Below are 19,947 nucleotides of genomic sequence, written 5' to 3'. Positions count from 1 at the left end.
CCCCTTCCAGTCCATCCCACATCGAAACCTTCCCTATCGGACTCACCATGAACCACCTTCGAATCAGGCCAGCGTTGCTCGTCGCGGCCGCTTGTTTGGCGTGGTGCCTGACAGGCTCAGCAATCTGCTCAGGCGCCGAACGGCCGAACGTCTTGTTTCTGATTTGCGACGACTTGAATTGCGACATCGGTTGTTATGGGCACGACCAAGTGAAAACGCCGCACATCGATGCGTTGGCCGCACGCGGAGTCCGCTTCGCCAATACGCATTGCCAATATCCACTTTGTGGCCCCAGCCGAGCCTCGTTCATGACGGGCTGGTACCCGGATCAAACGCTGATCCATCGAAACGCGATCCATCTTCGCGAACGCGCTCCCAACGTGAACACGCTGTCACAGCATTTTCGCGATGCCGACTACTTCGCCACACGGATCGGAAAAATTTATCACTACAACGTTCCGCTGCACATCGGCACCGGTGGCCATGACGATCCTTATTCGTGGAACGAAACCATCAATCCACGCGGTCGCGACGTGATCGATCAAGACCAAGTGATCACCTTGCGACCGGGGCAATACGGCGGGACGCTCAGTTGGCTTGCGGCCGAAGGCACCGATGCCGAACAGACCGATGGCATCGCGGCGGCCGAAACGATCAAACGATTGAAACGGTACGCCCAAACCGGCGAAAATTTCTTCTTGGCCGTCGGATTGTATCGTCCCCACACGCCCTACGTCGCGCCCAAGAAATACTTCGACCTGTACCCGATCGATCAGATTGATGTGCCGACCGTGCCGACGGGTTATTTGGAAACGATCCCCAAGCCTGCGGCAAAGTCGTTGAGTCGGAAAAAGGAACAACTCAACCTGGACCCCATCGTTGCCAGACAAGCGATTCAAGCCTACTACGCATCGATCTCCTTTGCCGACGCACAATTGGGATCGATACTCGACGCGCTCCGGCAAACCGGACTCGACGACAACACCATCGTCCTGTTCACCTCCGACCACGGTTATCACATGGGCGAACATGGCCACTACCAAAAGACGACGTTGTTTGAAAACGCCACGCACGTCCCCTTGGTGATCGCCGGACCCGGCGTCCATGTCGGTGGCGTTGCCGAGACGATGGCGGAAATGGTCGACTTCTACCCCACGCTGTCCGAGCTGGCCGGCCTGCCGGTTCCCCCGTCGATTTCCGGTGTCAGCCTGGTGCCGGCGCTCCGAGATCCCAGCGAGATCGTACGTGAATCAGCTTTCACCCAATACGACATCGGCTATAGCATTCGAACACCGGATTTTCGCTACACCAGTTGGGGAAACGATGGCAGCGAGGGTGTCGAGCTGTACGACGTAGCAAAGGACCCTGCCGAAATGAACAACGTGGCCGACGATCCGTCGTACGAAACGCAACGCCGTCGCCTGGCAGCACACTTGCGCGACCGAATCGAACAAGCGGGTGCTGTTCCCGCGGGCAGCCGACGCGTCCAGGTGCAGTTCGATCGCCAGCTCCGGTCAAAGAACTGAGTCGCTGCTCGGCGGTTCGAATCCGGGTTCCTGAGTCACCAGCCATTGATGGAGGTGACCGGCTAGGCTTTCACCGACTTGCTGTTCGTCGCCCGTGACCACATGAGCACCGGCGGACAGAAAGTCGTCGGTGTGAACTTCATAGCGGGACCGAACGATCACGTGAACGAACGGTGCGTTGCGGCGGACATGCTTCAGAATCGTCATCGCGGATTGGTGATGGGGGACGGTGATGACAATGGCTTTACATTCATTCAGCCGTGCGTGTTCGAGCACGTCGCTCTGAGTGGCATCGCCGATCTCCGCGTGAAAGCCCAACTGCTGGGCCTTGCGGACGCCGACTTGGTTCAATTCGACGATCGTGACCCGCAGCCCTTTGTCCACCAGTGGTCGTGCCGCGATCTGGCCGGACGGGCCGAATCCGATGATCGCAACATCGGGTGGCGGCGTGCGTTCGCTGGCTTCGTCCGCGACTTGCCGCTGTGCCCCCGTCAGGTTGGCCACCCAGTTCCCTAAACGCGGTGCCGCCGGCACCAGGAACGCGCTGAAGAAGAACGAAACGATCGACGCGGAGACGACCAACGCATAAGTGTCTTCGCTGACCACCCCGCTCGTGCGACCGATACTTCCCAGCACGAAGGCAAACTCACCGACCTGGGCCAAGCACAGCCCCGTTGCGACGGACACACGAGTCGTTTGTCCCAACAGGGCAAAGATCACCCAGATCACCAGCATCTTTCCGGTGACCAAGGCGAAGACGACCATTGCAACGATGTGACCGTTCGTCACGATCCAAATCGGGTCGGCCACCATCCCGGCGGCGCCGAAGAACAACGTCAACAAGACGACTTGCAAGGGAGAGATGTCGGCGCGAATCTGTGTGGCGAATGCGGAGCTGCCCAGCAACATGCCCGCCACAAACGCTCCCAGCGCCGGCGAGATCCCGGCCGCGTGGGAAGCCCAGGCGGCGCCCAAGCCCGTCACGACGGCGAAGATCACCGTCAATTCGCGATTGCGGTGCAAGGTCAACGTGCCTAGCGTCAACACTGCGATCTTGGTCAACAGCATCAAGCCGACGATCAATCCGCCCGCCATCAACAGCAGACGGCCGATGTTCCAAAGGACCTCGTTGGCACTGCCCTCCCCGCCCATGATCGTCATCAACAAGGCCAACGGCACCACCGCGATATCCTGGGTCAGCAACACGCCCAAACAGTTCCGGCCATGCGGCATCTCCACTTCACCGCGCTCGGACAAAATTCTCAGCACCACCGCCGTGCTGCTGAGCGCGACCATCGCACCAAACGCGACCGATTCTTTGCCACCCAAACCAAACAGGCGAGCACCGGCAAAGGCCAACGCGATCGTTAGCACGACCTGAGAGGCTCCACCGATGAGCGGCTTCGTACCCAGCTTCTTCAGCCGCTGGACCGAAAACTCCAGCCCCAAACTGAAGAGCAGCAGCGCGACCCCCAATTCCGCGATCGCCTCGATCTCATGTTCCGAACCGACCGCGTGAAGGCTCCCCGGCCCGCCTAGCATCATGCCCGCGAACAGGTAACCGACAATCGGACTCTGCCCGAATCGCGAGAACACGCCGCCGACCATCAGGGATGCCCCCAACAGCACCACGATGTCTCGAAGAATCGTCCAGAGTTCCATAAGTCCTTCCGTGTCGGACAAAAGTGACGGGGATCAGGCAGAATCAGACTCAAATGTGGCGGCCATCGAAATCTTTGTCATCACAGCCGGCCGCGGTTTCCAGAGTAGCGGTGGGGTCCGCCGCCTTGAACCCGCCCTATCGTCACGTCAAAACCCGCAACCAAATCACCGTCTGGCCCCGCAAGGCAAAGCATGGGCTTGTTCCGTCCGACAGACGCAACCCTCATTTCAAATCCGGACAAAACACTACGGCAGCATCGCAACGCGTCGCGCTTTCCAATACGCCGCCAGGTGGTAGACGATGCCGCAGCTGGAATTGTGCAAGTAGTCGGTTTGCAGAATCAGGCGTTCCAAATGCTGCTGTTGCGTCGCGTCGATCGAGGCGTCGTGCACCATCATCGGAATCAGTGCCGACTCGCCGGCTTCGCGGAACAGATGCCAAATCTCGCGATACGGTCCCCATTGTGGATTGGGGTAGCCGGCTTGATTGATCCACTCCTTGACCTGCCGCCAATCGGGGCCGAGCATCTGCAGCTGTTGCTCGCTTTTACCGGCGATGGATTGCATGACATGGTCGAGTCGGGGGGCGGCGAGCGAGCTGACGTGTTCCATCGTGTGATGGATCTCGGCTTTCAATTCGCTGTCGGGTTCCAGTTCGTAGAGCACTTCCAACGAACACTGCATTTGCAACAGCGCGTAGGCCGCGTTGTGTTTGGATGGCGCCGCGGATTGCTTCACGGCCTCGGCGACATACTGACGCCACAATTGGCGGTAACGCGGTTCGCCGGTCGTCTCCCAGGCGGCGGCATAGATCATCGGCAGCCGGGCGGCCTCGTGAGCCTGAACCTTCCACATCCGACAGATGCCCAGCGGGCAACGCGAACCATCGGCCCGGCAGAAGTCATAGTTGTTCTCCGGCGTGACGAACTCGATCATCCGCTCGGCCACCGCCGCCAAGATGTCGCGAATCTCGACCTTGGTCGCCTCGTCGGCTAGCGGGCTGCGGTAGTACTTCCAGAGCCCATGGACGAAGTGAGTGTATTGGTCTCGAGACGAATTGATGTAGACGCTTTTGCGGTCCTCCGGGCAAACATTTCGGGCGATGAATCCCGGCACCCCATGCACTGTCGCGCAGCGACGTATCCCGGCGAACACTTCGGCCGCCCGCCCGCGCAGGTTCGCTTCCCCCGTGACGGCAAACCGATCGCACAGCGTGCTCAGCATCGCACCACCGAGAATCATGCCGTCTTCCATCCCCGTGCTGTAGCCGCAGGGATTGGGGTATTGTCGGGCGACCTCTTCCGCCGTCGGCAGATGCGACAATTCCTTGCCCGGTTCGTAACTGCTCAGGTAATCCATGAACGTTTGCGAATCGGGCTGGAAGAACCGGTCCCAAACGACCGTCCAGGCTTGGTCGATTTTGGTTTCCACGGTCGCCGCGGATTCCGCGGCACCGAGTGCAGTCGGAACGGTCACAGACAGCAGGGTCAGCAAGACAACGGTTTTCATTTCACAAGACAAGACGGATGCCGAAAGCGGGACGAGCGGAAGGGTGGAAGGGGCCGAGGCGACGTTTGCGTGGGGGATCCCCCCCGAAAATGCCGTGAATGGCGCGGCCGCGGCGAGTGCTGGTGATTTTTCGTAGAATTGGGGCGTCGTAAAGGGTGGTGCCGACAGACTATCCTGTATCGTCGCGTCAGGAGCCGTTTGACCGTCATATTTGGATCTCCCCCCCACCGGGAACGCCACTGTCGTCCATTGAATCTGGGCGACAGGGGTGGGGACGTCCGATGGAGACCGACGGTCGACCGATCTTTATTTCGTCGATCGTCCCATGGATCGGGAAGGGACACTGGCAGGATGCCAGGGCTGTTCGACAAAACGTTTTCACGCGTTGGTTTGGTTCGTGGATTTTAAGCAATTTTTTGGCAGCGTCGTTCCCCCAACGGATCACTACGTGGCGATTCTCCGGCATTGGGCCGAGCATCGCAGCGATTCGGTGGCGTTCCGTTTCACAGACGTCGAGACACACGACACCTCGCTCACCTACGATGAGCTGTGGCAGGAAGTCCGCGCGCTGGCGGGGTACCTTCAAGGCAAGTGTCGGATTCGACCGGGCGATCGGGTCTTGTTGTTGTACCCGCCCGGTTTGGATTTCATCGTCGGTTTCTTCGCCTGTCATGCCGCCGGCGCGATCGCCGTCCCGGCGTTTCCGCCACGATCCAATCGTAAAGCGTCTCGGATCCGTTCGATCGTCGTCGATGCCGATGCGAAGTGGGCGTTGACGACGTGCGGCATTGCCGAACGTCTGACCGGCCAAACCTGGCACGAAGACCTGGTCGGCGTGCAGATCTTGGGCACCGACAGTCCCAGTTGCCGCGACCTGGATCGCTACCGTGAACCGGCGATCGATGGCAACACGCTGGGTGTGCTGCAATACACCTCCGGTTCGACCGGATCGCCCAAGGGCGTGATGTTGACCCAGCGGAACCTGGTCGCCAACGCCGAACTGATCTGGCACGCGTTCGAACCCAAGCCGCAAACGATCGGACTGTCCTGGCTTCCCACCTACCACGACATGGGCTTGGTCGGCGGCATTCTGATGCCGCTGTTCCTCGGCTGCACCAACGTGCTGATGAGTCCGATGACGTTCCTGCAACGGCCGGTGCGGTGGTTGCGTGCGATCACCGACTATGGCGTCACGGTCACCGGCGGCCCCAATTTTTCTTATCAATTGTGTGTCGACAAGATCGCCGAACGGGAGATGGACGGGTTGGACCTGAGCACGTTGGAGATCGCGTTCAACGGTGCCGAACCGATTCGCCCCAATACCTTGGAAGCGTTTCGGCGCAAGTTTGAACCGTACGGGTTTCGTTCCTCGGCGAGCTTGCCGTGTTACGGGATGGCCGAAACGACGCTGATCGTGACCGGCGGCCCGAGCGATCCGCGTCCCGTGATGCGCTGCTTTGATCGTTTCGAACTCGATAAAAAACACGTCGTCCCGCGTGCCGAAGACGACCCCGCGGCGCGCAAATTGGTCGGTTGCGGCGCCGTGCTTCCCAACGAAACGGTGCTGATCGTTGACCCCGACACCCGACAGGTGCTCGCCGATGACCAGATCGGTGAGATTTGGGTGGACAGTCCCTCGGTCGGCGCCGGGTATTATCAGCGGAAAGAGGCGACCGAGCGAACCTTCAAAGCGATGACCGAAGACGGGCGTGGCCCGTTCTTGCGCACCGGCGATTTGGGATTCTTGTTCGACGGTCAGCTCTACGTTTCTGGTCGGCTCAAGGACATGATCATCGTCCGTGGGGTCAATCGATATCCCCAGGACATCGAAGAAACCGTCGAGCGGGCCAGCTCCATCGTCCAGGCCGGAGCGGTCGGCGCCTTTGCGATGGAACATGACGGTCGCGAACAATTGGCGATCGTTGCCGAAGCGGCACGGGTTCGCGATGTCGATTGGGACGCCCAGATCCAATCCATCCGACGTGCCGTCACCGACGAACACGATCTGCCGCCCGACGCGGTTTATCTGGTCCGCAACAGCAGCGTGCCGAAGACCAGCAGCGGAAAAATTCAGCGACATGCCTGTCTGCACGCTGTTCGTGACAACGAACTGAAATTGATCGCCAAGTGGGTCCGCTGGGAAGAAGTCGCCGGGATCGGCGTGGCGGTCAACGAAGCGATGCCGATGATGCAAGCCGCCGCAGCCGGAGGGCGAGGCGAGAGCATCAGCGATGCCGACGTCAATCCGCTGGTCGTCGCGGCCATTCAATATCAGGTGCGCAGCGTCGCCGGTGAACGCGCCAAGTCGCTGAAACTGGACACCAACATCGTGCTCGATCTGGGGCTCGATAGTCTCGAGCGACTGGAGATCGCACGGAACCTCGAACGGACCTTCGGCGGGCGATTCCCCGAACAGGTCCTCGACGAGATCGAGACGATCGGCCAAACCGCGCTGGCCGTCCAGCGTTACCTGCCGCCGGGTGCCGATGCACGCGCCGAAGCCATGCTCTCCGGCACGACCGAGGTTTCCACCGAAACCCTCTCCGCCGGCGCCGAATCACGACCGGCCCCGCAAGACGTGGGCGTGGAGCCGGAGGATCGCGTGGAGCAATTCGCCGAGTATCGCCGGCTGAAAGCGACGATGGAGCAGATGCGGATGACGGGCGTGCCCAACCCGTATTTCACCGTCCACGACAGCATTGTCGCCGACACAACCGTCATCAACGGGCAAAAACTGATCAGCTTTGCAAGCTACAACTACCTGGGCCTGAGCGGCCATCCGGACGTTTCCCAAGCCGCCGCCGATTCGGTCAAACGGTACGGCACCAGCGTCTCGGCCAGCCGACTGGTGTCCGGTGAAAAACCGATCCACGGTCAATTGGAACGGAAGATCGCGGAATTCATCGGTGTCGACAATTCGATTCTGATGGTCGGCGGTCACGCCACGAACGAGACCACCATCGGTCACTTGGTCGGCGAAGGCGATTTGATTCTGCACGATGCGCTGTCGCACAACAGCATCGTCCAAGGCGCGTTGCTCTCGGGCGCCCGACGCCGGCCGTTCCCGCACAATGACTACGAAGCCCTGGATCGAACGCTGGCCGAAGTCCGTTCGAAATACCGTCGCGTGCTGATCATCGTCGAAGGCGTCTACAGCATGGACGGCGACTTTAGCAACGTGCCCGAGTTTATCGCGGTCAAGAAACGGCACCAGGCGATGTTGATGGTCGACGAGGCGCACAGTTTCGGAACGATGGGGCGGCATGGCCGCGGCATGGCCGAGCACTTTGACATCGACGCCCGCGACGTGGACATCTGGATGGGAACGCTGTCCAAATCGGCCGCGTCCTGCGGCGGTTACATCGCCGGCTCCAACGCCTTGGTCGAGTTGTTGCGCTACACCGCCCCCGGATTTGTCTTCAGCGTCGGCATGCCACCGGCTCAAGTCGCCGCGGCGTTGGCGGCGATTGAAACTCTGGAAAAAGAACCCGAACGCGTCGAGCGATTGCGGCAACGAAGCGAATTGTTTTTAACGCTCTGCAAAGAAGCCGGACTCGATACCGGGGCCAGCGGAGGCACACCCGTGGTGCCGGTGATCACCGGCAACTCGATGGTCGCCTTGCGTTTGTCCAATCGCTTGAAAGCCGATGGAATCAACGTCCAACCGATCCTCTATCCGGCCGTCGATGAATCCGCCGCCCGCCTGCGTTTCTTCCTGACCAGCGAACACTCCGAGGAGCAGATTCGCTTTGCCGTCTCCCGCACCTCGCACCACCTGGTCGAACTCGGTTTCGGCGCCGCCGCCTCGGCGTAAGGGACGTCGTGATCGGGTGCGAGCCAACGGGCAATCTCTGGTCGCAGGCAGGACCCCGGACGGGGGCAAAGCCAGTAGCCGGAGGTGACCGCAGCGACACCTCCGGATATCCGACCTCCCATCTGCCGCGACCCCGGAGGGCAACGCTGTGAAGCATTTATTCCCTGCGTTTGACAAGGTGTTAGCGGCAGGGCGCAAGCCCTCCGGTCGCTCATCGTTCCCGAAACACCGGAGGGCTCGCGCCCTACCGCTACGCTGAGAACAATGTGCAAACCTGGGCGCTGGCGTGGACCGGCATCCGTCACTTCGTCGTCACGACGCCCAACCGCCGCAACCAATCGGCGCACAAATCGGGCCATTGTTTCGCCCCAGGCAACTGCTGCGCCAGTCCCAATCCATGACGGCCTTCCGGAAAGACGTGCAACTCGGCCGCAACGCCGTTCTGGACACACGCCAGGTAATAATCCAGACTGTTCTGGACCGGAACCGCCGTGTCTTCACCGGTATGGAACAGAAACGCCGGCGGTGTGTTCTCGGTCACCTGTTTTTCGTTCGACAGCGATTCCAACAGCGCCGCGTCTGGCTCCGCGCCGATCAGGTTTCGTTGGCTGCCCTTGTGGGTGTACGGTTTGCCGAATGCGATCACGGGGTAGCACAAGATGCTGAAATCCGGTCGTGACGAAACCCGTGCAATCGGGTCTTCCGCTGCGGGATCGGCGTCCGCAAAGTGGGTCGAGACCGTCGAACATAGGTGGCCACCGGCGGAAAATCCGATCACGCCGATCCGCTGCGGATCAATGTTCCACTCCTCGGCGCGGGCTCGCAAGGTTTGAATGGCCCGCTGTGCGTCCATCATCGGCGCGGGGTGCCCGTAGCCTTTGCCGGCATTGCCTTTTCCCCGCAGCCGGTACGTGCAAATCGCCGAGCTGACGCCCAAGGACTGGAACCATTCTGCGAATTGATAGCCCTCGTGATCCATCGCGTGCCCGCCGTATCCGCCACCGGGCAGAATCACCACCGCCGCGGTCGGCGTCTCCGACTCGACTCGCGTCACGATCAACTGCGGAACGTCGCCTTCACCGCGGAGCGTGGTGCCCGGCGGCAAGTCGGGCCACAGCGATTCAGTCGTCGAGCCCGCAGGCGGTGCTCCGTTGCAGACAGAGACCGCGATCGAAAGGAATGCCAAACAACAAAGTCGAAATCCAAAGTTCATGAAAGGAATGCCAAAGTGGGAATGTGTTGCAAATTTGTCATGATGCACGTGATGCGAAACATAGTTTACACCCGGTGACGCCCACCGTTGAACTTGATGGAATGGGAAAAGCAGAAGGCGGGTCAGATCCCAGAGCATCTCGCTCCGATCTTGAGACGGATCGGCTTGGACAGTCACGGTTGGTGCGAGCTGGTGACGAAGCTCGGCATGATCTTCAAACGTGCCGCGGCGATGTTTGCTTGGCCACTTCGTACACACCTTGACCTCGCCGCTCGACGTTCATCCCCTCATCACTGCAAGGAACGTTCTCGTACTTTCTCCGAGCGCTGGTTTTCGATCAGGTTCAGGTCACACTCGATTTTTCTAAAAATATTTCTAAATTTTTCTTGGATGCAATTCGGCAAACCAATAAGTTCACCCCACATCAGTAGAAGCAGTCTCGACTGTAACATCCACACGACGCCGGGGGCACGACGATCGCACCAAAATTAGGCTGCAAACAGGAGTTTCTCGAGGAATTCGCTGTTCCAGCCAGCGATTTTTCGCTTCCGCCTGAGGCTCTTCTTCCGAGTGTCTCGCTTGAGAAGCGTCGTCACAAACCGACGAGCAAAGCTCATGTTCGATGTCGCGTTCTTGGTTCGGAGCCGACTGGAGTCCTCATGAAACACGACATCGAGGACCCAGTGCATGCTCTCTATACTCCAATGGCTACGAGCACAATTTGAGAATTCATGCACCCGCGCCGGTCGGCTCGAAATGTAGTAGCGAACATCGCTTGATTGCCGGTCACCACGAGTCGTGCAAGTATTCGCTTGGCAGATACTTTTTGCTCCTTTCCACTGGTCGGTCAGTTCGCGAAGTGCTTTTGGAATTGGGCAGGTCGCATAGAAGCGTTCCTCTTCACGCGCGGCCTGCTTTCCTGTGGTCGTCATTGCCCGAACACCGTGGGCTGTGAGCCCATCGTTATGGGCCATCTCAAAGTGATCGGCGATGGCAGCACAGAGCTTGGGATGGTTGTCTTTGACAGCGAACAGATAGTCGCCACCTCCCTCGACGATCTTTTCAGCAATCGACTTTTGGCATCCCATGGCATCGAGCGTCACGATCGAATTGCGTAAGTCGATTAGATCGAGCAATTCGGGAATTGCCGTGATTTCGTTGGACTTTGAGTCGACCTCGGTTTGCCCAAGCGTGACACCATTTGCGGTCGCCCAGGCACTGACGATATGAATCGCATCAGATTTCTCCGCATCGGTATAGGATCCGCGCACCGTCTTGCCATCGATCGCAACGTGAACGGGACGATTGTCGTCCTTGCTGGCGTGATCCCAATTAATCTCGCAGAGATGAGCGTGCCATTGAAGCAGCGCCTTCTGAAACTCGGCTGGTTTGATCAGGGACAACACTCGCGTGATGGTATCGTGAGACGGAATGCCGGCATCAAAGTCGGCGAATTTGGATAGCCAATCCAGTTTCTCACCACCGAAGCTTTCGATCTCATCAGGTCCGTCCGCGCCTGCGATGACCGCCGAGACAACCAAAAACAGAATCGAGTTAAGTGGATGGATTGTCCGGCCTGCGACTCGCGGGTCGCCGACCTGATCAAAACACTCGTGAAACACATCGATTTGGGAAGCCATTGCCATCTCCATAACAGGGCAGTGAAAAACCAGTCTGGCTGAATTTATTGGCAGAGGGGTTCACTGAGGCAAGGCTTCGACGAATACTGAAACCAGATTTTGGTGCGATCGTCGTGACGCCGGGGGCAGGCATGATCGTACGGGTTTTCTTCGCTACCTTGCTGACCTGTTTGACAGGCATTTTATATTCAGCGGATCCAAATAGCGAAGGTGGAAAGAATGAAGTCTTGTTGACAAACAAGACAGTCTCGAAGCTTCCACTTTACGCGACCTTACAGGTTGTTGGCGGACAGGTTGAAATTCGAACGCTCAATCAGTAAGGGGTAGAACATGAGATTCTTTACGTTGGCTTGCTTGATCGCGATCACAGGAGGCGGGGCCATAGCACAGGGAGACTGTGTACGCTACGTCGTTCCATACAATTGGATTCGCGTGTGCGATACGACTTACACAGAAACGTGTTGGACTGGCCAAAGCGGTGGCGTCAAGACGTATCAATGCGGAAACCCCCAAACAGCAGCGGTCTGCGCGGGCAAGACATGGCTCTACCATGGTGATGACTACAACGCGACCGTCAAGGAGCAGCGGGACGCAGGCTTTAACGAAGAAGGAAGAGAACCTGATGAAGCCAATCCAGATACCTACATTTGCTATTCCGAGGGAGATTGCGATTGCGAATGGGCTGAAACCTATTGGAAGTGTACAGGTGATATCGATAACGCAAGTCACGAAGAATCGGTAGAGATTGTCGAACTGAGTGGCGTCCAATGTTTCGGTATGTAGCGTGAGGGTAGAATTGAACCGGGCGTGGCCCTTCTGAACCACGTCCGTGAGGCAATGCATCTTGATTGTGGCAGGATCTGAAAATGCGGTTTCTTAACCCTTCCATTGTTTTCACCATGCTGTTCGCAGCCGCTGGCTTGCTGTCCGACGGCTTGCTGTCCGACGGCTCCTTATCCGCTGACGAGCCTGCGATTTCCCCTTCCGCCAAAGAGCAGGTGCTTCAGGGGCTGACCGACTTGACGCTGCTCCGCGACAGTGTGCTGAAACGCTACACACTGATGGTCACAGGAGAAAGCCAAACGATTTACGACGCCAAGGTCAAGCGACCACCACTGCAGATTGATCGCATCTACCGATTGCAGGCAGCCGACAAGCAAAAGAATCTGACGTATCGTGCGTCCGGCAAAGTGATGGGACCTGAGTCGTCCAGCCGCACCTACGAATTTCAGTACTGGGTCGAACTGTACGAGTGCAAAGGAGAAACGAAAGGACGAGCCGGGTCAGTTTCACGACATGGATACAAAGTTCGCGAACAGCAACAGAGCATTCCCGACTTCATTAAGCAGCAACGGCTGTCCGGTGTCCGCTTTGATCCTTTCGACGACTTGGTATTGCACGCCATGTTTCTTCGCAACCCCGAAGATCAATACGGCTGGATCGAACAAGTTTACCTGCAGCAAAGTGAACTGTTGGAAGCCGAAACTATTACTCAAGGCGATCTGCGTAGCCGGTGGCGTTGGAAGCATTACACACTCGACTTCGAAATCGAACTGTTGCAGTCCAAAGCATTCGACTACCTGCCGGTCAAAGTTAAATATGTCAGCCAGATCGAGCAGATGCCCAGGCTGTTCGCGGAAACAGAAATCGAGTGGCGTAAACATGCTGCGTCGGGCAAGTACCTGCCGCACCTGATCAAGGCGGCTTCAGGAAGCCCCTACGGGCACAAACAAGAACATCATCACTGGGTCTTCGATTGGCGGATCGGCAAACAGATTCCCGACGACTTCTTTCGCTGCTCGCTGGATGATTTCCGCCCCCAATTTTCTCCGCTCTACGAGTTCTACTTTGACAGCTACGGCAAACCCGGCGGGGTAATGACGGGGACGCCATGGAAAACGCCTGCCGAGCTGGCCGACGAATCGCAGTAGGTGCAGAATGCGTGCGTGCACCCGCTCAGCCCGGAGGTTTCCATGGCTCGCCTGCCAGCCCCGAACACACACGCGGCAAAGTTTGGGAGGCGAGCGCCGCCAGACATTTGAAGTGCACTCATGAGATCAAGACGCCGTGGCCAGCACAGCGCCGATGAACTGCGTGCGGGTGATTGGTGAAATGGACGGCCTGGGTGATGCCCGGAGGGCAGGCACAGTGTCTGCCGGCGGTGTGAGCCGCCGGTTGAGAGACTCTTTTTGTTGCATTAGCCCTGAAAGGGCGACACAGTCAATGCTGCCACGACGTAACCGGTGCGAGCTGTGTCAGCCTTCCAGGATTGCGCCGACATTGCATTGCTGCCCGGGCCCCGACGGGCCCGGCAATCACTCGGTCAGCCCGCCGGGCTTTCGGATCCTCACCGCGACCCCGTCCGGGCAACGCTGTGAAGTGTTTTTTAGCGGTAGGGCGTGAGCCCTCCGGTGTTTCGGGAACGATGAGGGACCGGAGGGCTAGCGCCCTGCCGCTAACACCTCGTCAAACGCAGGGAATAAATGCTTCACAGCGTTGCCGCCCGGGGGTGTGGGGAGGATCGGGGCCATTGTCCGGAGGTGGCGCCGCGCTGACCTCCGGCTACTCGCTGTGATCCCTTCGGGATAAGCATCTCGCTTCCGCGCGGCGGAACGGCGCGGTCTTGATCTCTCGTGACCCTTTTGCGATCCACAAGCGCACGGCTCCCCCGTCACTCGCGTCGTGTGGTCCGCCGTGTTTTTCATCGACTCAACGAGGAATCCTCCTCTGCTCGCGACGCGGCATCCTAAATCTCAACGTTGATGCAGCGCGACGCTGTCAGCGAACCAACTGGTGAACTGGCAGCGTCAAGTAGAAGGACGCACCGCCTAAGACGGAAGCGCCGGCAGCCAGTCGGCCGGCGTGCCCTTCGACGATCCGACGGGCCGTGGCCAGACCCAGGCCGGTACCCATGGTCTTGGTTGTGTAAAAGGGCTCAAAAACTTTTTCCTGATCCGCCCCAGGGATCCCTGGGCCGTTGTCGCTGATGACCATGGTGATCGCCGCGCGGCCGCTCAATTGGGCCGGTTGATAGGAAACATCGACCAGCGTGGTCGATGGGCCGGATTCGGCCGCGTTACTAAAGATCACCTTCAGTGTTTGCCAGATCGCGTCACGGTCCATTTCGCAATCCAACTCCATTCCTCGCACCAGGTGCTGCAGCCTTAATCGATCTTCAAACGGGGAAAGGGATGCCCAAGCCTCCTCGACCACGTGATCCAACCGGCCGGTGGAGAACGACAGTTGAATCGGCTCGGCATAGCGTTGCACCTCTTCGTACAAACCGACCAAGCGTTGTTGGGCGAGTTCGATGCGGTCAAGCAACTTTGTCGCCTCGGCGTCTTGCTTGATGGAATATCGCAGCAAATCGATGAAACCTTGGGCGCGATGGAGCGAGTTTCGGCCCTTGTGGCTCAAGCCCTTCATCGCTTCGCCGATCGCCGCCAACCGAGTCGACTCGACCAATTTGTTTTCCACCAGCTTGCGATCGGTGATCGTCAGGTGGGCCGTCACCGCTTTGTCGGGATCGTATCTCAAGGGTGAAACATGCAGCATGAACCAACGTTGCTGTGTCGGTGAATGGCATGGGTACTCGAGCGTGAACACCTGTCGCTTGCCGTGCAGCACATCGCTGATTCCCTGGAAGGCCTGTTCGGCGTAAAACACGTCAGGCCCCTGAGTCGATCGGCAGACATCCAGGTAGTTTGCCCCGACACCGGTCGCTGCGGGCCGGCCGCCGTTTTGCAGCGCAAAATCGTCCCACGCCTGGTTCGTCGCAGCAATCGCCCCGGTTGAATCAATCACCGCCAACGACACCGTCAGCGAATCGAGCACTTTTGCCGCCAAGTCCAGGCTGGGATGGATCTGCGTAGAACCATTCAACGCGTTGGTAACTGCCATCGGATGCTCAGGGGACAGTAGATTGTTGCCAGCGGAACCAGCGATTAGTGGTTGGCGACTCTTGATTATAGCGCTCTTTGATGCGCAGCAACGCACAAAACTTCGACTTAATGTGCAAGATACGCATCCCCATTCGCCTGACGCCCGTGACTTGGTTGTCGTGCACGTGGCATACCAAGCACGCGTGAGCTCGTGTGCTTGGACTTAGGCGCGGACGGTGGCAGGGGCACTGAGCGTTGTTTCGACGATTCGAAACTTCATGCCGCGGATGGCTGCACCACCATTGTGAAAGCAAAGCCCTTGGTACTGAATGCCATCCAGATCGACATGCGTGTGTCCGAAGTAGACATCTGTCACGCCATCGTCAAGTCCGTGGCCGATTCGTTCGACGTACGCGTTGATCCGCCGCAGCACTTTCATCTCTCGAATCGAGAGCACCACCAATCGATGCAGCCGCGCATGAATCGCCATGTCATAGGCGACGTGCCACAACCCGGTCTTTTTCTTCTTCCGCTCGAATTTCTGTCGCCGCGAATCCAGTCGCGCGTGATCGAGCGGTCCGTCGGCGACGTCGCCATGCAAAAACAGGCAGTTGTCTAGACGGGCAAAGTAGCGATGCCGCGTGAAATTTGGATGTCGCGACGCCAACGCGTCCAATTGCTCGACGAATTCGGGGCGTGAATCATGGTTGCCCAAAATGTAGTGGTACTCGCAATTGGCATTTTGCTCCAACAGGTCTTCGATCCACTCGACGGCCTTTTCCACCGACCGCTCATCGCTCTCGTGGGTACTCCATTTGAAATCAAAGATGTCGCCACCCAGAACCACCGTGTGTGTTTGGCGAACCCTGTCACGCAGTTCCGGCAGGATCAGGTCTCCGGTCGACCGATTGGAGAACAGATGCAGATCCGAGACGAAATAAGCGTTTGTCGTTTCCGATTCACTCGTCATTCTGTTTCAACTCACCTCTCGTCCACGCTGCGGGTTGCGAACACTGCACATCAATCCACCTGTCAATGCCGGACATCCAGGGTCAGCGGCCATCCCGGGATTTGTTCCTGATCCGGTTTGCGGTCCGAATCCAGCGTGTGTAATTGTAGCGTGATCCGGCTGTTGGGTTTGTCGAACAGCACCATTCCATAGCCTTGCTTGCCCGGCGCAGTGGCGGCAACGGTCAGCTTGTTGCCGAAGCGGTCGTGGTGGTTTCCAGAGCCTTCGATCCCAGGGATCTCCCGGCCTTGGGCTGGCTCGTTCGGCCCCCAGCGACGGTTCTGTTCGGAGGCAAACGCGGGCACCGAAAACGACCACGGACCGTCCCCCCAGTCATCGATTCCTAATTGCGCCAGAGTTCCGTAATGGATGTCGCCGGAAAGCATCACGGCCTGCGACGGCGCGATCGCACGCAACGCCCGGTCCCGAGCGGATTGCGGCCAGCCATTGGAATCCATGTCGCCGAAGCGTGTGTCGTAGTTTGCGATGTTGACCAACGGCGACTGATTCAGGACGGCGGCCAACTGTTTGCGTTGCTCGACCCGGCGGGCCCAAGCGCGGACAAAGTCCTCTTGGGCTGTGCCGAGTAACTGCAGGTCGGGCCGGTCCAGCTTAGCCGCGTCGAAGGCAGGATCCATGATGACTTCCAGGGTCCGATTGGGGGCGTCGGATTCGGGATCCTCGATGGCCGCCGAAAGCACCTCGCTGGGCGGAGATTTAAATTTTCGATCTTCGAGTATCGCCAGTGAGACCCCGCCGTAGTCGAGTGACGTGAAGTACGCGTTGATGCCATCTCCCCAGGGGCCGGGCGATGCGGGGTCGGGTAGATGGGCGGTTTGAGTCAACTCGGCCGCATTGACCCACATCGGATCGGCCGGGTAGCCGCCCGTGGTGCGGTCGCCGGTCATCCGACGCCCACCGTCGCCCCACAAGTCATTGGCATACACGTCGTGGTCATCGGTGATCATGATCGACGGCCGGTCTTTCAGCAGATCACGAAAGATCAGTCCGAACTTTCGCCACTTGGCCAGGTAGTTGGCCATGCCGGCGGGGACTTCGGATTCGTCTTGAGGCGTGATCACTTCGCCGCCCGCGTTGCTTTCATAGATTTGGTCTCCGGCAAAGAACACCAGATCGGGGTCTTGCCCAATCATTTGGGCGACGGCTTCGGTGTACGGAAAAAACTTGTCATTGACGCAGGCCACGACCATCAATTTCAACACCGGCTGGTCCGTCGGTTCCTTTCGAATCACACCCTGCCAACGGCTCTGTCCGCTGACGACGCGATATGGAACGCTCTGTGTTGCATCCCAATCTTCCAACCGGAACGTTGCCATCGCAGTGAGCGGATCAACGCGCGCCTCCGCTTCGGTCGACCACTGATTCTCACGATAAAGTTGCAATCTGACGGTCGCATCGCTGGGATTGAGCGGATCGGCGTCAGTGTGGGCGGTCAATTTGACGGTGCGGTCGCTCAATCCGTACTGCGTCCAAAGGACCGCCGGGGTCTGATCGTCCGTGTTGGGCAAACGCGTGACCGTCACGAAATAGGCGCCGTGTCGCTTGCCGTCTGGGGTTTCCAGCCAAGTCGACAATTCGCACGGGCCGGCCGGCAATTCCACTTCGAACTCGGCCGACGTCGTCTTTCCGGGAGCCTCGATCGGCCGTTCCATCGTTCGGCCGGCAATCTCGATTCCGGCCGCGGTGGAATCGATCGGTTGTTCCAGGTAGTCCGGCCAGCGCGAAAGTGAAAACCGATAGTTGCCGGGCTTGGCCACATCGATCCACCAGGGACCATTGGCGATCATCCGTTTGACGACATGGGCGTGTGCCCACGGCGGGTTTCCACCGGGCATCACCCATTCCTGACTGGTCAAAGGGGTCGGATTCTCCAACTCCGATCCGATCAAGATGCGAGTTGGTTGCATTCCCGCCTTGACCGAATCGAACCAGTCGAGGTGGGCCTGGTTGAGTTTCGCGAAGACGTCCGGATAGTCTTCGGCAACATTATTTCGCTGTGTGGGGTCGTTCTGCATGTCATACAGTTCGCGACCTTCGACGAGATGCCATCGCTGGGTCATCGCGACACCGATCTCCCACGGATCGCCCGGTTTGACGAAGCCGTTTCCGCCATGCATCTGGCTATGCAGAATCCGCTCCGGCCAATCCGGATTGGGATCGGTGATCAGGGGCAGCAACGAGCGTCCATCGAGTGCGGGCCAATCGGCTGGGCGTTTCAGACCGCACAGATCGATCAAGGTGGGCGTCAGATCCAGGTGTGCCGACAGCGTGTCGATCCCGCGTGGCGAGCCGAGATTGCCCTTCGGCCAGCGAAGGAACAACGGGACGTGATGGCCGCCATCGTAGGCGGAACTCTTTCCGCCACGCCGACCGGCATTCTCGCGGGCGTCGACGGGCCAGCCGGTGATGCGTCCTCCCTTGCCAAAGATCGTTCCGGCCGAGGTGCCGTTGTCGGTCAAGAAAATCAGCACGGTATCGTCGGCGAGTTGCTCGGTGTCCATCCAGCGAAGCAGCCGGCCGAGATTCCAATCGAAATTCGCGACCATCCCCTTGAAAGCCGCCTGGGTTGCCGGCAGCCCCGCATCCAGAAAGGGCTGTTTCCATTTGTCCGCAACCAGATAAGGACCGTGCGGCGCGTTGGTTGCCAGATAGACGAAGAACGGTTTATTGCCGCCAGCATCGCGAGCGGCTTCGCTCATGAAGCTCATCGCTTCGTCAAACCAGACGTCCGTGCAATAACCGTCGAATTGCTTCCAGCGATCTCCGACCAGATAGGTGTCGTCGAAGTAGTCGTTTGTCCAATAGTCCGAAATCTGAGTCAATCCGCCGCAGCGATGCCAAACCGATCGATCGAACCCGCGATCCATCGGACGCGACGGAGCACAATCACCGAGGTGCCATTTGCCGAACATCCCCGTCGCGTAACCGTTTTGCGAGAACAGATCCGCCAATGTCTTTTCGCGTGGGTGCAGCGACGTCAGGCCGGACGAGGTGCGATAAGCGCCCGTGCGAGCCGGATAGCGACCGGTCATCAAGGCCGCACGTGTGGGCGTGCAATACGGTGAGACATGAAAATTAGTGAATCGAATGGATTGCGCGTGAAGGGCATCCAGGTGCGGTGTTTGTAGATGTGGGTCACCGTGGCACGACATGTCGCCATACCCTTGATCGTCCGTCATGATCACGACGACGTTGGGCCGAGTCCCCACGTCAGCACCGCACGCAGACTGGGCGAAAACGGTCGCAATCAATACCACGCATGCAGCTGCAAACGTGATACCAAAACGCACAGGGACCACGTGATCGAAAGCCGGATTATTGGCCGCGGAATGCCGCAACGAAGTGAAGCTCATGATGGCACTTATGAAGAGTCGAAGAGATGACGTCGGTGTATTCAAATCCACTGCACTATAGCAAAGTTGCTCTGCGAACGAGCTTTCCTCCGGCGGTCCAGCCAACGTGACCACGCCGATTGTTTTCCTCGTGAGGCCATCGCGATGAGTTCCCCCCGGAATAAGTAAGACAAGTTGCGATAGTGCGCGACCGGTTGTCGTTGAACGCATTAACAAACAGAATGAGCCGTCCAATCGCCGATTGTGATTATCAAAAAAACTGGCGCCGCCGTGTGACAAACAAGGTATGATCACAGCTTCGGCACGATCACGTTTCGGT

The 19,947-nt window shown here is 58.7% G+C and carries 11 protein-coding genes; 4 read left to right on the top strand and 7 right to left on the bottom strand.

Translation table 11 applies throughout. The features are described from left to right. Positions 1 to 47: 47 nt before the first annotated feature. Complete coding sequence (locus TBK1r_RS26440) at positions 48 to 1,526, top strand: sulfatase (RefSeq protein WP_145217768.1); 1,479 nt, start codon at positions 48 to 50, stop codon at positions 1,524 to 1,526. Here TBK1r_RS26440 and TBK1r_RS26435 read toward each other — a convergent pair. Together TBK1r_RS26435 and TBK1r_RS26430 are read right to left on the bottom strand one after the other, a co-directional pair. Beyond that, positions 1,515 to 3,188, bottom strand: a complete 1,674-nt coding sequence (locus TBK1r_RS26435; RefSeq protein ID WP_145217766.1) for a cation:proton antiporter — start codon at positions 3,186 to 3,188, stop codon at positions 1,515 to 1,517. The genes TBK1r_RS26440 and TBK1r_RS26435 overlap by 12 nt on opposite strands. A gap of 246 nt (positions 3,189 to 3,434) precedes the next feature. Then, positions 3,435 to 4,697: a hypothetical protein gene (locus TBK1r_RS26430; protein WP_419580419.1), complete on the bottom strand. Its 1,263-nt coding sequence runs from the start codon at positions 4,695 to 4,697 to the stop codon at positions 3,435 to 3,437. A 325-nt stretch (positions 4,698 to 5,022) separates the two neighbouring features. Between TBK1r_RS26430 and TBK1r_RS26425 the strand changes: the two genes are divergently transcribed. After that, complete coding sequence (locus TBK1r_RS26425; RefSeq protein ID WP_145217764.1) at positions 5,023 to 8,511, top strand: aminotransferase class I/II-fold pyridoxal phosphate-dependent enzyme; 3,489 nt, start codon at positions 5,023 to 5,025, stop codon at positions 8,509 to 8,511. Positions 8,512 to 8,812: 301 nt separating this feature from the next. On the opposite strand, the gene TBK1r_RS26420 is transcribed toward TBK1r_RS26425, so the two are convergent. After that, a complete protein-coding gene (locus tag TBK1r_RS26420; protein ID WP_145217762.1) occupies positions 8,813 to 9,724 on the bottom strand; it encodes an alpha/beta hydrolase in 912 nt (303 codons plus the stop codon). 488 nt (positions 9,725 to 10,212) lie between these two features. Then, positions 10,213 to 11,376 carry an ISAs1 family transposase gene (locus tag TBK1r_RS26415; protein WP_145207505.1) on the bottom strand — a complete coding sequence of 388 codons (1,164 nt, stop codon included), beginning with the start codon at positions 11,374 to 11,376 and terminating at the stop codon, positions 10,213 to 10,215. Between the two features lie 318 nt (positions 11,377 to 11,694). Here TBK1r_RS26415 and TBK1r_RS26410 point away from each other — a divergent pair, with 318 nt between their 5' ends. Both TBK1r_RS26410 and TBK1r_RS26405 read left to right on the top strand, forming a co-directional pair. Next, complete coding sequence (locus tag TBK1r_RS26410) at positions 11,695 to 12,147, top strand: hypothetical protein (RefSeq protein ID WP_145217760.1); 453 nt, start codon at positions 11,695 to 11,697, stop codon at positions 12,145 to 12,147. A 116-nt stretch (positions 12,148 to 12,263) separates the two neighbouring features. Next, the gene (locus TBK1r_RS26405; RefSeq protein ID WP_145217758.1) at positions 12,264 to 13,295 is read left to right on the top strand and encodes a hypothetical protein; all 1,032 of its coding nucleotides are present in this window, start codon (positions 12,264 to 12,266) and stop codon (positions 13,293 to 13,295) included. A gap of 847 nt (positions 13,296 to 14,142) precedes the next feature. Here TBK1r_RS26405 and TBK1r_RS26400 read toward each other — a convergent pair. From TBK1r_RS26400 to TBK1r_RS26390, 3 genes are all read right to left on the bottom strand, one after another. Continuing rightward, positions 14,143 to 15,264: an ATP-binding protein gene (locus tag TBK1r_RS26400; protein ID WP_145217756.1), complete on the bottom strand. Its 1,122-nt coding sequence runs from the start codon at positions 15,262 to 15,264 to the stop codon at positions 14,143 to 14,145. Between the two features lie 204 nt (positions 15,265 to 15,468). Next, positions 15,469 to 16,215 carry a metallophosphoesterase gene (locus TBK1r_RS26395; protein WP_145217754.1) on the bottom strand — a complete coding sequence of 249 codons (747 nt, stop codon included), beginning with the start codon at positions 16,213 to 16,215 and terminating at the stop codon, positions 15,469 to 15,471. Positions 16,216 to 16,277: 62 nt separating this feature from the next. After that, complete coding sequence (locus tag TBK1r_RS26390; RefSeq protein ID WP_419580418.1) at positions 16,278 to 19,628, bottom strand: sulfatase-like hydrolase/transferase; 3,351 nt, start codon at positions 19,626 to 19,628, stop codon at positions 16,278 to 16,280. Positions 19,629 to 19,947 lie beyond the last annotated feature (319 nt).

The sequence above is a fragment of the Stieleria magnilauensis genome (genome assembly GCA_007753675.1).
Lineage (GTDB): Bacteria > Planctomycetota > Planctomycetia > Pirellulales > Pirellulaceae > Stieleria > Stieleria magnilauensis.
The sequence above is the reverse complement of the archived record's forward strand: the minus strand, read 5'-3'. Positions and strand labels throughout refer to the sequence as shown.

What these genes read in the sequence shown, in the direction of transcription:
- TBK1r_RS26395 (WP_145217754.1), bottom strand. Translation starts at nt 16,215, where the DNA reads ATGACGAGTGAATCGGAAACGACAAACGCTTATTTCGTCTCGGATCTG.
- TBK1r_RS26435 (WP_145217766.1), bottom strand. Translation starts at nt 3,188, where the DNA reads ATGGAACTCTGGACGATTCTTCGAGACATCGTGGTGCTGTTGGGGGCA.
- TBK1r_RS26420 (WP_145217762.1), bottom strand. Translation starts at nt 9,724, where the DNA reads ATGAACTTTGGATTTCGACTTTGTTGTTTGGCATTCCTTTCGATCGCG.
- TBK1r_RS26405 (WP_145217758.1), top strand. Translation starts at nt 12,264, where the DNA reads ATGCTGTTCGCAGCCGCTGGCTTGCTGTCCGACGGCTTGCTGTCCGAC.
- TBK1r_RS26425 (WP_145217764.1), top strand. Translation starts at nt 5,023, where the DNA reads ATGGATCGGGAAGGGACACTGGCAGGATGCCAGGGCTGTTCGACAAAA.
- TBK1r_RS26390 (WP_419580418.1), bottom strand. Translation starts at nt 19,628, where the DNA reads ATGAGCTTCACTTCGTTGCGGCATTCCGCGGCCAATAATCCGGCTTTC.
- TBK1r_RS26415 (WP_145207505.1), bottom strand. Translation starts at nt 11,376, where the DNA reads ATGGAGATGGCAATGGCTTCCCAAATCGATGTGTTTCACGAGTGTTTT.
- TBK1r_RS26430 (WP_419580419.1), bottom strand. Translation starts at nt 4,697, where the DNA reads ATGAAAACCGTTGTCTTGCTGACCCTGCTGTCTGTGACCGTTCCGACT.
- TBK1r_RS26410 (WP_145217760.1), top strand. Translation starts at nt 11,695, where the DNA reads ATGAGATTCTTTACGTTGGCTTGCTTGATCGCGATCACAGGAGGCGGG.
- TBK1r_RS26440 (WP_145217768.1), top strand. Translation starts at nt 48, where the DNA reads ATGAACCACCTTCGAATCAGGCCAGCGTTGCTCGTCGCGGCCGCTTGT.
- TBK1r_RS26400 (WP_145217756.1), bottom strand. Translation starts at nt 15,264, where the DNA reads ATGGCAGTTACCAACGCGTTGAATGGTTCTACGCAGATCCATCCCAGC.